The sequence below is a fragment of the Streptomyces tibetensis genome, assembly GCF_007655005.1.
In the GTDB taxonomy this organism is placed as follows: Bacteria; Actinomycetota; Actinomycetes; order Streptomycetales; family Streptomycetaceae; genus Streptomyces; species Streptomyces tibetensis.
The window spans coordinates 331,656-347,963 of sequence record NZ_SZVW01000003.1; the positions used below are offsets into that span (position 1 = coordinate 331,656).

Here is a 16,308-nt window from a genome sequence, read left to right on the forward strand (position 1 = left end):
GTTTCCTCAGTGCTGCAGAAACCCCCTTTCCCCTCAGTGAGGTCACCCGTGTCCATCTCCGAAAACCAGGCTCCCGAGACCGGTACCGCCCGTGTGAAGCGCGGCATGGCCGAGCAGCTCAAGGGCGGCGTCATCATGGACGTCGTCACGCCGGAGCAGGCGAAGATCGCCGAGGACGCGGGCGCCGTCGCCGTCATGGCCCTGGAGCGGGTCCCGGCCGACATCCGCAAGGACGGCGGTGTGGCCCGCATGTCCGACCCGGACATGATCGAGGGCATCATCGACGCCGTCTCCATCCCGGTCATGGCCAAGTCCCGCATCGGCCACTTCGTCGAGGCCCAGGTGCTGCAGTCCCTCGGCGTCGACTACATCGACGAGTCCGAGGTCCTCACCCCGGCCGACGAGGTCAACCACAGCGACAAGTTCGCCTTCACCACGCCGTTCGTCTGTGGCGCCACCAACCTGGGCGAGGCCCTGCGCCGCATCGCCGAGGGCGCGGCGATGATCCGCTCCAAGGGCGAGGCCGGCACCGGCAACGTCGTCGAGGCCGTCCGCCACCTGCGCCAGATCAAGAACGAGATCGCCCGCCTGCGCGGCTACGACAACAACGAGCTGTACGCCGCCGCCAAGGAGCTGCGCGCCCCGTACGAGCTGGTCAAGGAAGTCTCCGAGCTCGGCAAGCTCCCCGTGGTGCTGTTCTCCGCCGGTGGCGTCGCCACCCCGGCCGACGCCGCCCTGATGCGTCAGCTCGGCGCCGAGGGCGTCTTCGTCGGCTCCGGCATCTTCAAGTCCGGCGACCCGGCCAAGCGCGCCGCCGCCATCGTGAAGGCCACCACCTTCTACGACGACCCGAAGATCATCGCCGACGCCTCCCGCAACCTCGGCGAGGCCATGGTCGGCATCAACTGCGACACCCTCCCCGAGGCCGAGCGCTACGCCAACCGCGGCTGGTAAGGCACAGGAATCCATGAACGACACCCCCGTCATAGGCGTCCTGGCCCTCCAGGGCGACGTACGGGAGCACCTCGTCGCCCTGGCCGCGGCCGATGCCGTGGCCAGGCCGGTGCGGCGCCCCGAAGAACTCGCCGAGGTGGACGGCCTCGTCCTCCCCGGCGGCGAGTCCACCACCATCTCCAAGCTGGCCGTCCTGTTCGGCCTGATGGAGCCCCTCCGCGCGCGCGTGCGGGACGGCATGCCCGTCTACGGCACCTGCGCCGGCATGATCATGCTCGCCGACAAGATCCTCGACCCGCGCTCCGGCCAGGAGACCATCGGCGGCATCGACATGATCGTGCGCCGCAACGCCTTCGGACGGCAGAACGAGTCCTTCGAAGCGGCCGTCGACTTCCGGGGCGTCGAGGGCGACCCGGTGGAGGGCGTCTTCATCCGAGCCCCCTGGGTGGAGTCCGTCGGCGCCCGGGCCGAGGTGCTCGCCGAGCACGACGGCCACATCGTCGCGGTCCGCCAGGGCACCGCGCTGGCCACGTCGTTCCACCCGGAACTGACCGGCGACCACCGCGTCCACGCCCTGTTCGTCGACATGGTGCGGGCGAACCGGGAAGCCGACTCCTTGTAGGATTCCTGCGTTCGTTGCTGAGATGGGTTACGCGAAGGAGACAGGCAGATGTCCGGCCACTCTAAATGGGCTACGACGAAGCACAAGAAGGCCGTGATCGATGCCAAGCGCGGCAAGCTCTTCGCGAAGCTGATCAAGAACATCGAGGTCGCGGCCCGGATGGGCGGCGTCGACATCGAGGGCAACCCCACTCTTTACGACGCCATCCAGAAGGCCAAGAAGCAGTCGGTCCCGAACAAGAACATCGACTCCGCGGTCAAGCGCGGCGGCGGCCTCGAGGCCGGCGGCGCCGACTACGAGACGATCATGTACGAGGGCTACGGCCCCAACGGTGTCGCGGTGCTCATCGAGTGCCTCACCGACAACCGCAACCGCGCCGCCTCCGACGTCCGCGTCGCCATGACCCGCAACGGCGGCTCGATGGCAGACCCGGGCTCGGTGTCGTACATGTTCAGCCGCAAGGGCGTCGTCATCGTCCCCAAGGGCGAGCTGTCCGAGGACGACGTCCTCACGGCCGTCCTGGACGCGGGCGCCGAGGAGGTCAACGACCTCGGCGAGTCCTTCGAGGTCATCAGCGAGGCCACCGACCTGGTCGCGGTCCGCACCGCCCTCCAGGACGCCGGCATCGACTACGACTCCGCCGACTCCAGCTTCGTGCCGTCCGTCCAGGTCGAGCTGGACGAAGAGGGCGCCAAGAAGATCTTCAAGCTGATCGACGCGCTCGAGGACAGCGACGACGTGCAGAACGTCTTCGCCAACTTCGACGTGAGCGACGAGGTCATGGAGAAGGTCGACGCGTAACGCTGCCGCGAGTGCCGCGATCTCGGCGGGCCGGGAGACACATGTCTTCCGGCCCGCTGTCGTTGTCGGTGGCAGCGGATAGCCTGGCGTGGCCAAAGATCACCGTCCACGGGCCACGACCATCGATCGAGGAACCACGACGGTGCCCAGCCAGGTCCGCGAGAGCGGCGGCGGTTCAGCCGCGAGAAAAGGGGAGGGCGCGTGCGCGTACTGGGGGTGGACCCGGGACTGACCCGGTGCGGTGTCGGCGTCGTCGAGGGCGTCGCCGGGCGGCCGCTCACGATGATCGGCGTCGGCGTCGTCCGCACGCCCGCCGACGCCGACCTCGGCCACCGCCTCGTCGCGGTCGAGCAGGGCATCGAGCAGTGGCTCGACGAGCACCGGCCCGAATTCGTCGCCGTGGAACGCGTCTTCAGCCAGCACAACGTGCGTACGGTGATGGGCACCGCCCAGGCCAGCGCCGTCGCCATGCTCTGTGCCGCCCGCCGCGGGATCCCCGTGGCGCTGCACACCCCGAGCGAGGTCAAGGCCGCCGTCACCGGCAGCGGCCGGGCCGACAAGGCACAGGTGGGCGCCATGGTGACCCGCCTGCTCCGGCTCAGCGCCCCGCCCAAGCCCGCCGACGCGGCCGACGCCCTCGCCCTCGCCATCTGCCACATCTGGCGCGCCCCCGCGCAGAACCGACTCCAGCAGGCCGTCGCCCTGCACACCGCCCAAGCACCGAAAGGCCGGACGGCATGATCGCCTTCGTCAGCGGCACAGTGGCCGCGCTCGCTCCGGACACCGCGGTCGTCGAGGTCGGCGGCGTCGGCATGGCCGTCCAGTGCACACCGAACACGCTCTCCACGCTCCGCATGGGCCAGCCGGCCAAGCTGCACACCTCCCTGGTCGTACGGGAGGACTCGCTGACCCTGTACGGCTTCGCGGACGACGACGAGCGGCAGGTGTTCGAGCTGCTCCAGACCGCGAGCGGCGTGGGACCGAGACTCGCCCAGGCGATGCTGGCCGTGCACACCCCGGACGCGCTGCGCCGGGCCGTCGCCACCGGCGACGAGAAGGCCCTCATCGCCGTCCCCGGCATCGGCAAGAAGGGCGCCCAGAAGCTGCTCCTGGAGCTGAAGGACCGGCTCGGAGCCCCGGTCGGCGCACCCGCCGTCGGCGCACCGGTCAGCGCCGGCTGGCGCGACCAGCTGCACGCGGCGTTGATCGGCCTCGGCTACGCGACCCGGGAGGCCGACGAGGCCGTCGCCGCCGTGACCCCGCAGGCCGAGGCCGTCGAGGGCACGCCCCAGGTGGGGCAGCTGCTGAAGGCGGCCCTGCAGACGCTGAACCGAGCCCGCTGATCCACGATTCTTCTGAGGCGCATCTATGAACTGGGACGACACGACCGACACCACCGCCGGCGAGCGGCTGGTGGACTCTGTCGCCGACCGTGAGGACCAGGCCGTCGAGGCGGCCCTGCGCCCCAAGGACCTGGACGAGTTCATCGGCCAGGAGAAGGTGCGCGAGCAGCTCGACCTCGTACTGCGCGCCGCACGCGCGCGCGGGGCCACGGCCGACCACGTGCTGCTCTCCGGCGCCCCCGGCCTCGGCAAGACCACCCTGTCCATGATCATCGCGGCCGAGATGGACGCCCCGATCCGCATCACCTCGGGCCCCGCCATCCAGCATGCCGGCGACCTCGCCGCGATCCTCTCCTCCCTCCAGGAGGGCGAGGTCCTCTTCCTCGACGAGATCCACCGCATGTCCCGGCCCGCCGAGGAGATGCTGTACATGGCCATGGAGGACTTCCGCGTCGACGTCATCGTCGGCAAGGGCCCCGGTGCCACGGCCATTCCCCTGGAGCTGCCCCCCTTCACCCTGGTCGGCGCCACCACGCGCGCCGGCCTGCTGCCGCCCCCGCTGCGCGACCGCTTCGGCTTCACCGCGCACATGGAGTTCTACGAACCGGCCGAACTGGAGCGGGTCATCCACCGCTCGGCCGGCCTCCTGGACGTCGAGGTCCGGCCCGAGGGCGCCGCCGAGATCGCCGGACGCTCCCGTGGCACGCCCCGTATCGCCAACCGCCTGCTGCGCCGCGTCCGCGACTACGCGCAGGTCAAGGCCGACGGGCTGATCACCAGGGACATCGCGGCGGCCGCCCTCGCGGTGTACGAGGTGGACGCGCGCGGCCTCGACCGCCTCGACCGGGGTGTGCTGGAAGCCCTGCTCAAGCTGTTCGGCGGTGGCCCGGTCGGCCTCTCCACGCTCGCTGTCGCGGTGGGGGAGGAACGTGAGACCGTGGAGGAGGTCGCCGAGCCCTTCCTCGTACGGGAGGGACTGCTGGCCCGCACCCCCCGAGGCCGGGTCGCCACGCCCGCCGCATGGGCGCATCTCGGCCTCACCCCGCCACGCTCCCAGACCACCGGAAACGGACAACAGGACCTGTTCGGGGCGTGACGGCGCCGTCACGGCTCCGGGGCGGCGGGGTCGCGGCGAGGTCACTGGCCGGACCAGGAACCCCGGTGCCATGCTGAGCGTTGTTCCATGCGCGCGGACTCGCTTAGACTCCGCCGATGCCGCCTTTGTCGGCGGCGTACACACCCCCAACCAGCTGGCCGCTCACAGCGCGGTCGTGTGAAGGAAGTACCGACCCGTGAGTCTCCTGACCCTCCTCCCGTTCATCGTGCTCATCGGGGCCATGTTCCTGATGACCCGGTCGGCCAAGAAGAAGCAGCAGCAGGCCGCCGACATGCGGAACCAGATGCAGCCCGGCAGCGGTATCCGCACCATCGGGGGCATGTACGCCACGGTCAAGGAAGTGAACGAGGACACCGTCCTCGTCGACGCCGGTCCCGGCGTCGATCTCCTCTTCGCCAAGAACGCCATCGGCGCCGTTCTCACGGACGACGAGTACAACCGCATCGTCCACGGCGTCGAGCACGACCTGAAGTCCGACGCCGACCTCGTCCCGGACGACGCCTCCTCCCTCACCGAGACCGGCGACTCCGCCGCCCCCGCTGACGACAAGGCCGTCGACCTCGGCAAGAAGGACACGGCCGATGAGCCGGCCGACGAGGCGATCGAGGCGAAGACGGACGCAGAGCCGAAGAAGACCGACGGCGACTCCGAGGCGAAGTAGTCGTGACCCGGGGTGCGCGGGTCCGGCCCGCGCACCCCGGGGCACGCCCAGCTCGCACGGAATCCCGACACCATGTCATGGCCGCCCGTCCGCCGATCCGGAGCGAGGTGGCCCGAGAGGGAGTACGAGAAGGTGGCCACACCTAAAAAGGGCAGGAACGCGAGCGCCCAGAGCAAGCCGGGGCGCTCGCTGGCCCTGATCCTGATCGCCATCGCGGCGCTCACCGGTGGAATGTTCGCCTCGGGTCACACCAAACCGCGTCTGGGTATCGACCTGGCCGGTGGCACGAGCATCACGCTCCGCGCGGTCCCCGAGGCCGGCAACGAGTCGGCGATCAACAAGACCAACATGGACACGGCCGTCTCCATCATGGAGCGCCGCGTCAATGGTCTGGGCGTCTCCGAGGCCGAGGTCCAGACGCAGGGCCGCGACAACATCGTCGTGAACATCCCCAAGGGGACCAACTCCGAGCAGGCCCGCAAGCAGGTCGGCACCACCGCCAAGCTCTACTTCCGCCCGGTCATCGCCACCGACATCTCCGGCGGCAAGGGCGCGGCCAGCCCCTCCCCGAGCCCGACCGGCAACCCCTCGGACCAGCCGTCCGGCAAGGCGTCCGACAAGCCCGAGGCCACCGACAAGAACTCCGCCTCGCCGTCCGCCACACCCACCACCCAGGGCCGCGCGGTCACCGACGGGCTGAAGGCCGACGCCACGCCGTCCGCGAGCGCCTCGGACAAGCCCGGGACCAGCCCCTCCCCGTCGGCGAGCGGCGGCACCGCCGAGGCCGACGCGAAGGCGCTGCAGGCGAAGTACGCCAAGCTCGACTGCACGGACACCAAGACCCGCTCCACCGTGGGCGACGGCGTCAAGGCCTCCCAGCCCACCCTGGCCTGCGGCAAGAACTCGTCGGGCCAGTGGCAGAAGTACATCCTCGGCCCCGCCGAGGTCGACGGCACCGACGTCGACAAGGCCCAGGCCGTCCTGAACACCCAGACCGGTGCCGGCTGGACGGTCACGATGGACTTCACGGACGCCGGCGCCAAGAAGTTCGGCGACATCACCGGCAAGCTGGCCCAGAACCAGCCGCCGCAGAACCAGTTCGCGATCGTCCTGGACGGCGACGTGGTCTCCGATCCGTCCGTCAAGCAGGCCCTGACCGGCGGCAACGCCGAGATCTCCGGCAACTTCAACCAGCAGTCCGCCCAGGAACTGTCCAACATGCTGAGCTACGGCGCGCTGCCGCTGACCTTCAAGGTCGACAGCATGACGACCGTGACCGCCGCACTGGGCGGTGACCAGCTGCAGGCCGGTCTGATCGCCGGCGCGATCGGTCTCGCGCTGGTCGTCATCTACCTGCTGGCCTACTACCGCGGTCTGTCGTTCGTCGCGATCCTCTCGCTGCTGGTCTCCGCCGCCCTCACCTACACGCTCATGGCCCTGCTCGGCCCGGCCATCGGCTTCGCGCTGAACCTGCCGGCCGTCTGCGGTGCCATCGTCGCCATCGGCATCACGGCGGACTCGTTCATCGTCTACTTCGAACGCGTCCGCGACGAGATCCGCGAGGGCCGTACGCTGCGCCCCGCCGTCGAGCGGGCCTGGCCTCGCGCCCGGCGCACCATCCTGGTCTCCGACTTCGTGTCGTTCCTCGCCGCCGCGGTGCTCTTCATCGTCACCGTCGGCAAGGTGCGCGGCTTCGCCTTCACGCTCGGCCTGACCACGCTGCTCGACGTGGTGGTGGTCTTCCTCTTCACCAAGCCGCTGCTGACCCTCCTGGCCCGTCGCACCTTCTTCGCGAGCGGCCACAAGTGGTCCGGCCTCGACCCGAAGAGCCTGGGTGCCCAGCCGCCACTGCGCCGCACCCGCCGTCCCTCCGCCCCCGTCGACACGAAGGAGGCGTGAGATGTCGAAACTCGGCAACCTCGGCGCCCGGCTGCACCGTGGCGAGATCGGCTACGACTTCGTCAAGAACCGCAAGATCTGGTACGGCCTGTCGATCCTGATCACCGTCACGGCCATCGTCGGCCTGGCGGTGCGCGGCCTGAACATGGGCATCGAGTTCCAGGGCGGTGCCGTCTTCACCACCCCGAAGAACATCAGCGCCTCCGTGTCCCAGGCCGAGGAGTACGCGGAAACGGCCTCCGGTCACGACGCGATCGTCCAGAAGCTCGGTGACGGCAGCCTGCGGATCCAGGTCGCGGGCATCGAGACCGACAAGGCCAACCAGATCAAGAACCAGCTCTCGGACGACCTCAAGGTCGACTCGGAGCAGATCAACGCCGAACTCGTCGGTCCCAGCTGGGGTGAGCAGATCGCCAACAAGGCCTGGCAGGGCCTAGGCATCTTCCTGATCCTCGTGGTCATCTACCTGGCGATCGCGTTCGAGTGGCGCATGGCGCTCGCCGCGTTCGTCGCGCTGATCCACGACATCACCATCACCGTCGGCATCTACGCCCTCGTCGGCTTCGAGGTCACACCGGGCACCGTGATCGGTCTGCTGACCATCCTCGGTTACTCGCTCTACGACACGGTCGTGGTCTTCGACAGCCTCAAGGAGCAGACGAAGGACCTCACCAAGCAGACCCGCTGGACCTACAGCGATGTCGCCAACCGCTCGATCAACAGCACCCTGGTCCGCTCCATCAACACCACGGTGGTGGCGCTGCTGCCGGTCGCGGGCCTGCTGTTCATCGGTGGCGGTGTCCTCGGCGCCGGCATGCTGAACGACATCTCGCTGTCGCTGTTCGTCGGTCTCGCCGCCGGTGCGTACTCCTCGATCTTCATCGCCACGCCGCTCGTCGCCGACCTCAAGGAACGCGAACCGCAGATGCAGGCCCTGAAGAAGCGCGTCCTGGCCAAGCGGGCCCAGGCCCCGGCCAAGGGCGAGACCGGTGCCCAGGCCGACGGCGAGGTGTACGCGGACGAGCCCGAGGACGCCGCACCCGCGGTGGTCGGGCCGCGCAACCAGCCCGCCTCCCGCAACCGCGGCCGCGGCCGTCCGTCGGGGAAGCGCCGATGACCGAGATCAGGGACCTGCTCCTCAGCCGCATCAGGGACGTGGCGGACTACCCGGAGCCGGGCGTGATGTTCAAGGACATCACCCCGCTCCTGGCGGACCCGGCGGCGTTCACCGCGCTCACCGACGCCCTCGCCGAGATCGCCGAGAGCACCGGGGCCACCAAGGTCGTCGGCCTGGAGGCCCGTGGCTTCATCCTCGGTGCCCCGGTCGCCGTCCGCGCCGGCCTCGGCTTCATCCCCGTACGCAAGGCGGGCAAGCTCCCCGGAGCCACCCTCGCCCAGGCCTACGACCTGGAGTACGGCTCGGCGGAGATCGAGGTGCACGCCGAGGACCTGAACCCCGAGGACCGGGTGCTCATCGTCGACGACGTCCTCGCCACCGGCGGCACCGCCGAGGCCGCGGTCGAGCTCATCCGCCGGGCCGGCGCCGAGGTCGCGGGTCTCGCCGTCCTCATGGAGCTCGGCTTCCTGAGCGGCCGGGCCCGCCTGGAGCCGGCGCTGAACGGTGCCCCGCTGGAGGCGCTGCTCACGGTCTAACAGCCACGCAGCCGCCCCGGTGGGCACCTGCACGACACCGCAGAGGCGGGCCCGGAGGAATCCGGCGCCCGCCTCGTGCGTTACCTGCGTTTCCCGGGTAGACGGTCCTCACATTGGCCTGAAGGCGATCCCGGGGCCCGGGATCGCTACCATGGGGGTCCGGAGCCTGACCGGGGGACCCGGATCGCGCACGAGGAGTCCTCTTGCCAGACGAGGCCCAGCACCTGACCGCCGCCAAGCCCGAGTCCGCCTCGGCAGCCGCGGCCAAGCCCGCGCCGAACGCGCCCCACGCGAAGAACGACACCCGCGGGCCGGTCGAGCACGCCCAGGCGGCGCCGGTCGACAAGCCCGATGAGCAGTCGCGGCCCAAGCCCACCCCGCCCGCGGTCCGTCAGGCGGCCGGCCAGCAGGCCCGCTCCGGCTCCTCCAACCGCGTCCGCGCCCGTCTGGCCCGGCTCGGTGTGCAGCGCGCGAACCCGTACAACCCCGTGCTGGAGCCGCTGCTGCGGATAGTCCGCGGCAACGACCCGAAGATCGAGACGGCCACGCTCCGCCAGATCGAGCGCGCCTACCAGGTCGCCGAGCGCTGGCACCGCGGCCAGAAGCGCAAGAGCGGCGACCCGTACATCACGCACCCGCTCGCCGTCACGACCATCCTCGCCGAGCTGGGCATGGATCCGGCCACGCTGATGGCCGGTCTGCTGCACGACACGGTCGAGGACACCGAGTACGGCCTGGAGGACCTGCGCCGCGACTTCGGCGACGTCGTCACGCTGCTCGTCGACGGCGTCACCAAGCTCGACAAGGTCAAGTTCGGCGAGGCCGCGCAGGCCGAGACCGTGCGCAAGATGGTCGTCGCCATGGCCAAGGACCCGCGCGTCCTGGTCATCAAGCTCGCCGACCGCCTGCACAACATGCGCACCATGCGCTACCTCAAGCGTGAGAAGCAGGAGAAGAAGGCGCGCGAGACCCTCGAGATCTACGCGCCGCTCGCCCATCGCCTGGGCATGAACACCATCAAGTGGGAGCTGGAGGACCTCGCCTTCGCGATCCTCTACCCCAAGATGTACGACGAGATCGTCCGGCTGGTGGCCGAGCGGGCGCCCAAGCGTGACGAGTACCTGGCCATCGTCACCGACGAGGTCCAGCAGGACCTGCGCGCCGCCCGCATCAAGGCGACCGTCACCGGCCGCCCGAAGCACTACTACAGCGTCTACCAGAAGATGATCGTCCGCGGCCGGGACTTCGCGGAGATCTACGACCTGGTGGGCATCCGCGTCCTCGTGGAGACCGTCCGCGACTGCTACGCGGCCCTGGGCACGGTGCACGCGCGATGGAACCCGGTCCCCGGCCGGTTCAAGGACTACATCGCGATGCCCAAGTTCAACATGTACCAGTCGCTGCACACGACGGTCATCGGCCCCGGCGGCAAGCCGGTCGAGCTGCAGATCCGCACCTTCGACATGCACCGCCGCGCCGAGTACGGCATCGCCGCGCACTGGAAGTACAAGCAGGAGGCCGTCGCCGGCGCGTCCAAGGTGCGCTCCGACGCCCCCAAGTCGTCCGGCAAGGGCAAGGACGACCACCTCAACGACATGGCCTGGCTGCGGCAGCTGCTGGACTGGCAGAAGGAGACGGAGGACCCGGGCGAGTTCCTGGAGTCGCTGCGCTTCGACCTCTCCCGCAACGAGGTCTTCGTCTTCACCCCCAAGGGCGACGTCATAGCGCTCCCCGCCGGCGCGACCCCGGTCGACTTCGCGTACGCGGTGCACACCGAGGTCGGGCACCGCACGATAGGCGCCCGCGTCAACGGCCGCCTGGTGCCGCTGGAGTCCACCCTCGACAACGGCGACCTGGTGGAGGTCTTCACCTCCAAGGCGGCCGGCGCCGGCCCCTCCAGGGACTGGCTCGGCTTCGTCAAGTCACCGCGTGCGCGCAACAAGATCCGGGCCTGGTTCTCCAAGGAGCGCCGCGACGAGGCGATCGAGCAGGGCAAGGACGCCATCGTCCGCGCGATGCGCAAGCAGAACCTGCCGATCCAGCGCATCCTGACCGGCGACTCCCTGGTGACCCTCGCGCACGAGATGCGCTACGCCGACATCTCCGCGCTGTACGCGGCGATCGGCGAGGGCCATGTCTCCGCGCAGAACATCGTGCAGAAGCTGGTCCAGGCCCTCGGCGGCGAGGAGGCCGCCACCGAGGAGATCGACGAGTCGGTCCCGCCGGCCCGCGGCCGCAGCCGCAAGCGCCGCTCCAGCGCCGACCCGGGCGTGGTCGTCAAGGGCGTCGAGGACGTGTGGGTCAAGCTGGCCCGCTGCTGTACGCCCGTCCCGGGCGACCCCATCATCGGCTTCGTCACCCGCGGCAGCGGCGTATCGGTGCACCGCAGCGACTGCGTGAACGTCGACTCGCTCTCCCGCGAACCCGAGCGCATCCTCGACGTCGAGTGGGCACCCACCCAGTCCTCGGTCTTCCTGGTCGCCATCCAGGTCGAGGCCTTGGACCGCTCCCGGCTCCTCTCGGACGTCACCCGCGTCCTGTCCGACCAGCACGTCAACATCCTCTCAGCGGCCGTCCAGACCTCCCGCGACCGCGTCGCCACCTCCCGCTTCACCTTCGAGATGGGCGACCCGAAGCACCTCGGCCATGTGCTGAAGGCGGTCAGGGGCGTGGAGGGCGTCTACGACGTGTACCGGGTGACGTCGGCGCGCAGCAGGTCGTAGCGGCCCGCAGGACACGGAAGGGGGGCTCCGGTACGACGTGTATGGACCCCCCTAGCGGCCACACGAAAGGGGGGCTCCGATACGACGGGTACGGAACCCCTCCAGCGGCCACACGAAAGGGGGGCTCCCGTACGAGGTGTACGGGAGCCCCCCTTCGCGTCGGCTGCTCAGCCTCCGAACTCCTGCAGGCCCTTCTGCGCCTGGTCCAGCAGCGCCTGGCGGCCGTCGAGCTCACGCTGGAGCTTGTCGGCCCTGGCGTTGTTGCCCTGCGCGCGGGCCTGTTCGATCTGGCCCCGCAGCTTGTCCACCGCGGCCTGGAGCTGGCCGGTCAGACCCTCGGCGCGCGCGCGTGCCTCCGGGTTCGTCCGGCGCCACTCGGCCTCCTCGGCCTCCTGGATGGCCCGCTCGACCGCGTGCATCCGGCCCTCGACCTTGGGCCGGGCGTCGCGCGGCACATGGCCGATGGCCTCCCAGCGCTCGTTCACGTTCCGGAACGCGGCGCGGGCCGCCTTCAGGTCCGTGATCGGCAGGAGCTTCTCGGCCTCCTCGGCCAGCTCCTCCTTGAGCTTGAGGTTCTCCGACTGCTCGGCGTCCCGCTCGGCGAAGACCGAGCTGCGGGCCGCGAAGAAGACGTCCTGGGCGCCGCGGAAGCGGTTCCACAGGTCGTCCTCGTGCTCGCGCTGAGCGCGGCCCGCGGCCTTCCACTCGGACATCAGCTCGCGGTAGCGCGCCGCCGTCACGCCCCAGTCGGTCGAGTTCGACAGCGCCTCGGCCTCGGAGACCAGCCGCTCCTTGGTCTTGCGGGCCTCCTCGCGCTGCGCGTCCAGCTGCGCGAAGTGCTGCTTGCGCCGCTTGGAGAACGCCGACCGCGCGTGCGAGAACCGGTGCCACAGCTCGTCGTCGGACTTGCGGTCCAGGCGCGGCAGACCCTTCCAGGTGTCCACCAGGGCCCGCAGCCGCTCACCGGCCGCCCGCCACTGGTCGGACTGCGACAGCTCCTCCGCCTCGGCGACCAGCGCCTCCTTGGCGTGACGGGCCTCGTCGGACTGCTTCGCCCGCTGCGCCTTGCGCTCCTCGCGGCGCGCCTCCACCAGCTCCACGAGCTTGTCCAGCCGGACCCGCAGGGCGTCCAGGTCGCCCACCACGTGGTGCGCGTCGACCTGCTCCCGGATGTGGTCGATGGCGGCCTGGGCGTCCTTCGCCGACAGGTCGGTGGTCTTCACTCGCTTCTCGAGGAGGCCGATCTCGACAACCAGGCCCTCGTACTTGCGCTCGAAATAGGCCAGCGCCTCCTCAGGGGAGCCCGCCTGCCAGGAACCGACGACCTGCTCGCCGTCGGCCGTACGCACGTACACGGTCCCCGTCTCGTCGACGCGGCCCCACGGGTCGCTGCTCACAGCGCCTCCTCCACATGATGCCTGCGGGGGGCATCAGCTCCCCCGGGCATCGTCCACAGTTTCGTCACGGCCAACATAGGCGACCGGCGGGGGGCCTGTCCGCATCCCGCGCGACCGAAATTTCGCAGTTGGGGGTCAGGATTCGGTGATCGTGGCCTTGTTGATCACGACCGTCGCGTTGGGCGCCGTATTGCCCGTCTGGGGGTCGGGGGCCTGCGCTCCGGCGTCCGCGATCTTCTTCAAAACCTTCATGCCCGCCTCGGACACCGTACCGAACGGCGTGTAGTCGGCCGGAAGCTGACTGTCCTGGTAGACGAGGAAGAACTGGCTGCCGCCGCTGTTGCGGCCCTGCTTCGTCTGCGCGTTGTACTGGTTCGCCATCGCGACCGTGCCCGCCGGGTACATGCCGCCCTTGAGGCTCTTGTCCTTGAGGTTCTCGTCCGGGATGGTGTAGCCCGGTCCGCCCATGCCGGTGCCCTGCGGGTCGCCGCACTGCAGGACGTAGATGCCCTGGTTGGTGAGCCGGTGGCACTTGCTGTGGTCCAGGTAGCCCTTGCCGAGCAGGAAGTCGAACGAGTTGACGGTGTGCGGCGCTGCCGACGCCTTCAGCGCCACGTCTATCTCACCGCAGGTGGTGTCCAGCTTCATCGTGTACTTCGCCGACTTGTCGATGGTCATCGCCGGTTCCTTCTTCCAGGTCTCCGACTTGACCTTGCCCGGGGCCGGCTTCTCGCACGGGTCCGGGGCCTTGCTGGGGGTGGCGCTCGGGGTGACCTCCGCGCCCGCGTTCTCCTTCTTGCCGTCGTCCTCGAACGGCTTGGTCAGGAAGACCGTCACCGAGAGCACCACGATCACGCCGAGAGCCGAGGCGATCACGGAGTTGCGGATACGGGCCTTGCGTCGCGCGTCCGTGCGTCGCTGCTGCTGCCGCAAGAACTTCTCCCGGGCGAGCTGACGCCGCCGCTGTTCCTGGCTGACCACCGGGTTCTCTCCTCATGGGTCTCGAACGTCGACCGGTACGCCTGCGTCCTGTGTGCCGAGCGCGTGCGTGTGCCCCGTACCGTATATGGGTTCGCTGAGGAATCGGCAGCGCCGGTAGGCTCTGTGAGCAGCCGTAGCCGCCCGTATCGACACAACGAAGGACGATCGTGCTCATTGCCGGGTTCCCCGCCGGGGCCTGGGGGACGAACTGCTACCTCGTCGCCCCCGCCGCCGGTGAGGAGTGCGTGATCATCGACCCCGGCCATCAGGCCGCCGACGGCGTCGAGGAAGCGATCAGGAAGCATCGCCTCAAGCCGGTCGCCGTCGTCCTCACCCACGGCCACATCGACCATGTCGCCTCGGTCGTCCCGGTGTGCGGCGCGCACGACGTGCCGGCCTGGATCCACCCCGACGACCGGTACATGATGAGCGACCCCGAGAAGGCGATCGGCCGTTCCATCGGGATGCCGCTGCTGGGCGAGCTGACCGTGGGGGAGCCCGATGACGTCAAGGAGCTGACCGACGGGGCGAAGCTGGAGCTGGCGGGCCTGGAGCTGTCCGTCGCGCACGCGCCGGGCCATACCAAGGGGTCGGTGACCTTCGGCATGCCCGAGGCGGCGGACATCCCGCCGATCCTCTTCTCGGGCGACCTGCTGTTCGCCGGCTCCATCGGACGTACCGACCTGCCCGGCGGCGACATGGCCGAGATGCTCGACTCGCTGGCCCGCGTGTGCCTGCCGCTCGACGACTCGACCGTGGTGCTGTCCGGCCACGGCCCCCAGACGACCATCGGCCAGGAGCGCTCCACCAACCCGTATCTGCGGCAGGTGGCCGCCGGCCAGGGACCTTCTCCGGCTCCCCGACGAGGAATGTGACGAGACCTTCCGTGAGCACCTTCAAGGCCCCCAAGGGCACGTATGACCTGATCCCGCCGGACAGCGCGAAGTACCTCGCCGTCCGTGAGGCGATCGCCGCTCCGCTGCGCAACTCCGGCTACGGCTACATCGAGACGCCGGGCTTCGAGAACGTCGAGCTCTTCGCGCGCGGGGTGGGTGAGTCCACCGACATCGTGACCAAGGAGATGTACGCCTTCGAGACCAAGGGCGGCGACCGGCTCGCCCTGCGTCCCGAGGGCACGGCCTCGGTCCTGCGCGCCGCGCTGGAGGCGAACCTGCACAAGGCGGGCAACCTTCCGGTCAAGCTCTGGTACTCCGGCTCGTACTACCGCTACGAGCGTCCCCAGAAGGGCCGCTACCGCCACTTCTCCCAGGTCGGTGCCGAGGCGATCGGCGCGGAGGACCCGGCGCTGGACGCCGAGCTGATCATCCTGGCCGACCAGGCGTACCGCTCGCTGGGCCTGAGCAATTTCCGGATCCTACTCAACAGCCTGGGCGACCAGGAGTGCCGCCCGGTGTACCGGTCGGCGCTGCAGGAGTTCCTGCGGGGCCTGGACCTCGACGAGGACACGCTGCGCCGCGCGGAGATCAACCCGCTGCGGGTCCTGGACGACAAGCGTGAGTCGGTCCAGAAGCAGCTGGGGGACGCGCCGCTGCTGCGCGACTACCTGTGCGACGCGTGCAAGGCGTACCACGAGGAGGTCCGTGAGCTGATCACGGCGGCGGGCGTCTCCTTCGAGGACGACCCGAAGCTGGTCCGCGGTCTGGACTACTACACCCGCACCACCTTCGAGTTCGTCCACGACGGCCTCGGCTCGCAGTCCGCGGTGGGCGGCGGCGGCCGCTACGACGGCCTCTCCGAGATGATCGGCGGCCCCGCGCTGCCGTCCGTCGGCTGGGCTCTCGGCGTCGACCGCACGGTCCTCGCCCTGGAGGCGGAGGGCGTCGAGCTCGAACTGCCCGCGACCACCAGCGTGTTCGCCGTCCCGCTCGGCGAGGAGGCCCGCCGGGTCCTGTTCGGCAAGGTCACGGAGCTGCGCAAGAACGGCATCGCGGCGGACTTCTCCTACGGCGACAAGGGCCTCAAGGGCGCGATGAAGAACGCCAACCGCAGCGGCGCCCGCTACACGGTCGTCGCCGGCGAACGCGACCTCGCCGAGGGCGTCGTCCAGCTCAAGGACATGGAGTCGGGCGAGCAGACGGCGGTGGGCGTCAACGAGATCGTGGCGGAGCTGGAGGCGCGGCTCGGCTGAGCGCCGCA

The 16,308-nt window shown here is 69.9% G+C and carries 15 protein-coding genes; 13 read left to right on the plus strand and 2 right to left on the minus strand.

All coding sequences use genetic code 11. The features are described from left to right. Positions 1-48 precede the first annotated feature (48 nt). From pdxS to relA, 11 genes are all read left to right on the plus strand, one after another. Positions 49-954, plus strand: coding sequence for a pyridoxal 5'-phosphate synthase lyase subunit PdxS (pdxS, locus tag FDO69_RS06435; protein WP_030843057.1), 906 nt, complete (start codon positions 49-51; stop codon positions 952-954). Between the two features lie 13 nt (positions 955-967). Continuing rightward, positions 968-1,576 (plus strand): pyridoxal 5'-phosphate synthase glutaminase subunit PdxT, encoded by a 609-nt coding sequence (gene pdxT, locus FDO69_RS06440; RefSeq protein WP_104778765.1) that lies wholly within the window; start codon positions 968-970, stop codon positions 1,574-1,576. A gap of 48 nt (positions 1,577-1,624) precedes the next feature. Beyond that, the gene (locus tag FDO69_RS06445; protein ID WP_104778766.1) at positions 1,625-2,377 is read left to right on the plus strand and encodes a YebC/PmpR family DNA-binding transcriptional regulator; all 753 of its coding nucleotides are present in this window, start codon (positions 1,625-1,627) and stop codon (positions 2,375-2,377) included. A 201-nt stretch (positions 2,378-2,578) separates the two neighbouring features. Then, entirely contained in the window at positions 2,579-3,118 is a 540-nt protein-coding gene (gene ruvC, locus FDO69_RS06450; RefSeq protein ID WP_104778767.1) for a crossover junction endodeoxyribonuclease RuvC, read from the plus strand. Continuing rightward, entirely contained in the window at positions 3,115-3,720 is a 606-nt protein-coding gene (gene ruvA / locus FDO69_RS06455) for a Holliday junction branch migration protein RuvA (RefSeq protein ID WP_104778768.1), read from the plus strand. The genes ruvC and ruvA overlap by 4 nt, the downstream gene beginning before the upstream one ends. A gap of 25 nt (positions 3,721-3,745) precedes the next feature. Next, positions 3,746-4,816 (plus strand): Holliday junction branch migration DNA helicase RuvB, encoded by a 1,071-nt coding sequence (ruvB, locus tag FDO69_RS06460; RefSeq protein ID WP_104778769.1) that lies wholly within the window; start codon positions 3,746-3,748, stop codon positions 4,814-4,816. A 196-nt stretch (positions 4,817-5,012) separates the two neighbouring features. Continuing rightward, positions 5,013-5,498, plus strand: a complete 486-nt coding sequence (gene yajC / locus FDO69_RS06465; RefSeq protein WP_104778770.1) for a preprotein translocase subunit YajC — start codon at positions 5,013-5,015, stop codon at positions 5,496-5,498. 132 nt (positions 5,499-5,630) lie between these two features. Beyond that, entirely contained in the window at positions 5,631-7,397 is a 1,767-nt protein-coding gene (secD, locus tag FDO69_RS06470) for a protein translocase subunit SecD (RefSeq protein WP_104778771.1), read from the plus strand. Position 7,398: 1 nt separating this feature from the next. Beyond that, positions 7,399-8,514 (plus strand): protein translocase subunit SecF, encoded by a 1,116-nt coding sequence (secF, locus tag FDO69_RS06475; protein ID WP_104778772.1) that lies wholly within the window; start codon positions 7,399-7,401, stop codon positions 8,512-8,514. Continuing rightward, on the plus strand, positions 8,511-9,050 hold the full coding sequence (locus FDO69_RS06480) for an adenine phosphoribosyltransferase (protein WP_104778773.1): 540 nt from the start codon (positions 8,511-8,513) through the stop codon (positions 9,048-9,050). The genes secF and FDO69_RS06480 overlap by 4 nt, the downstream gene beginning before the upstream one ends. 203 nt (positions 9,051-9,253) lie before the next feature. Then, a complete protein-coding gene (gene relA / locus FDO69_RS06490; protein ID WP_104778774.1) occupies positions 9,254-11,773 on the plus strand; it encodes a GTP pyrophosphokinase in 2,520 nt (839 codons plus the stop codon). 167 nt (positions 11,774-11,940) lie between these two features. Here relA and FDO69_RS06495 read toward each other — a convergent pair whose 3' ends face one another. Both FDO69_RS06495 and FDO69_RS06500 read right to left on the minus strand, forming a co-directional pair. Next, a complete protein-coding gene (locus tag FDO69_RS06495) occupies positions 11,941-13,170 on the minus strand; it encodes a DUF349 domain-containing protein (RefSeq protein WP_104778775.1) in 1,230 nt (409 codons plus the stop codon). A gap of 135 nt (positions 13,171-13,305) precedes the next feature. Then, the gene (locus FDO69_RS06500; protein WP_104778776.1) at positions 13,306-14,151 is read right to left on the minus strand and encodes a peptidylprolyl isomerase; all 846 of its coding nucleotides are present in this window, start codon (positions 14,149-14,151) and stop codon (positions 13,306-13,308) included. Positions 14,152-14,318: 167 nt separating this feature from the next. Here FDO69_RS06500 and FDO69_RS06505 point away from each other — a divergent pair, with 167 nt between their 5' ends. After that, the gene (locus FDO69_RS06505; RefSeq protein ID WP_104778777.1) at positions 14,319-15,026 is read left to right on the plus strand and encodes an MBL fold metallo-hydrolase; all 708 of its coding nucleotides are present in this window, start codon (positions 14,319-14,321) and stop codon (positions 15,024-15,026) included. Between the two features lie 11 nt (positions 15,027-15,037). Further along, the gene (hisS, locus tag FDO69_RS06510) at positions 15,038-16,300 is read left to right on the plus strand and encodes a histidine--tRNA ligase (protein WP_104778778.1); all 1,263 of its coding nucleotides are present in this window, start codon (positions 15,038-15,040) and stop codon (positions 16,298-16,300) included. The last annotated feature ends 8 nt before the right edge of the window (positions 16,301-16,308 follow it).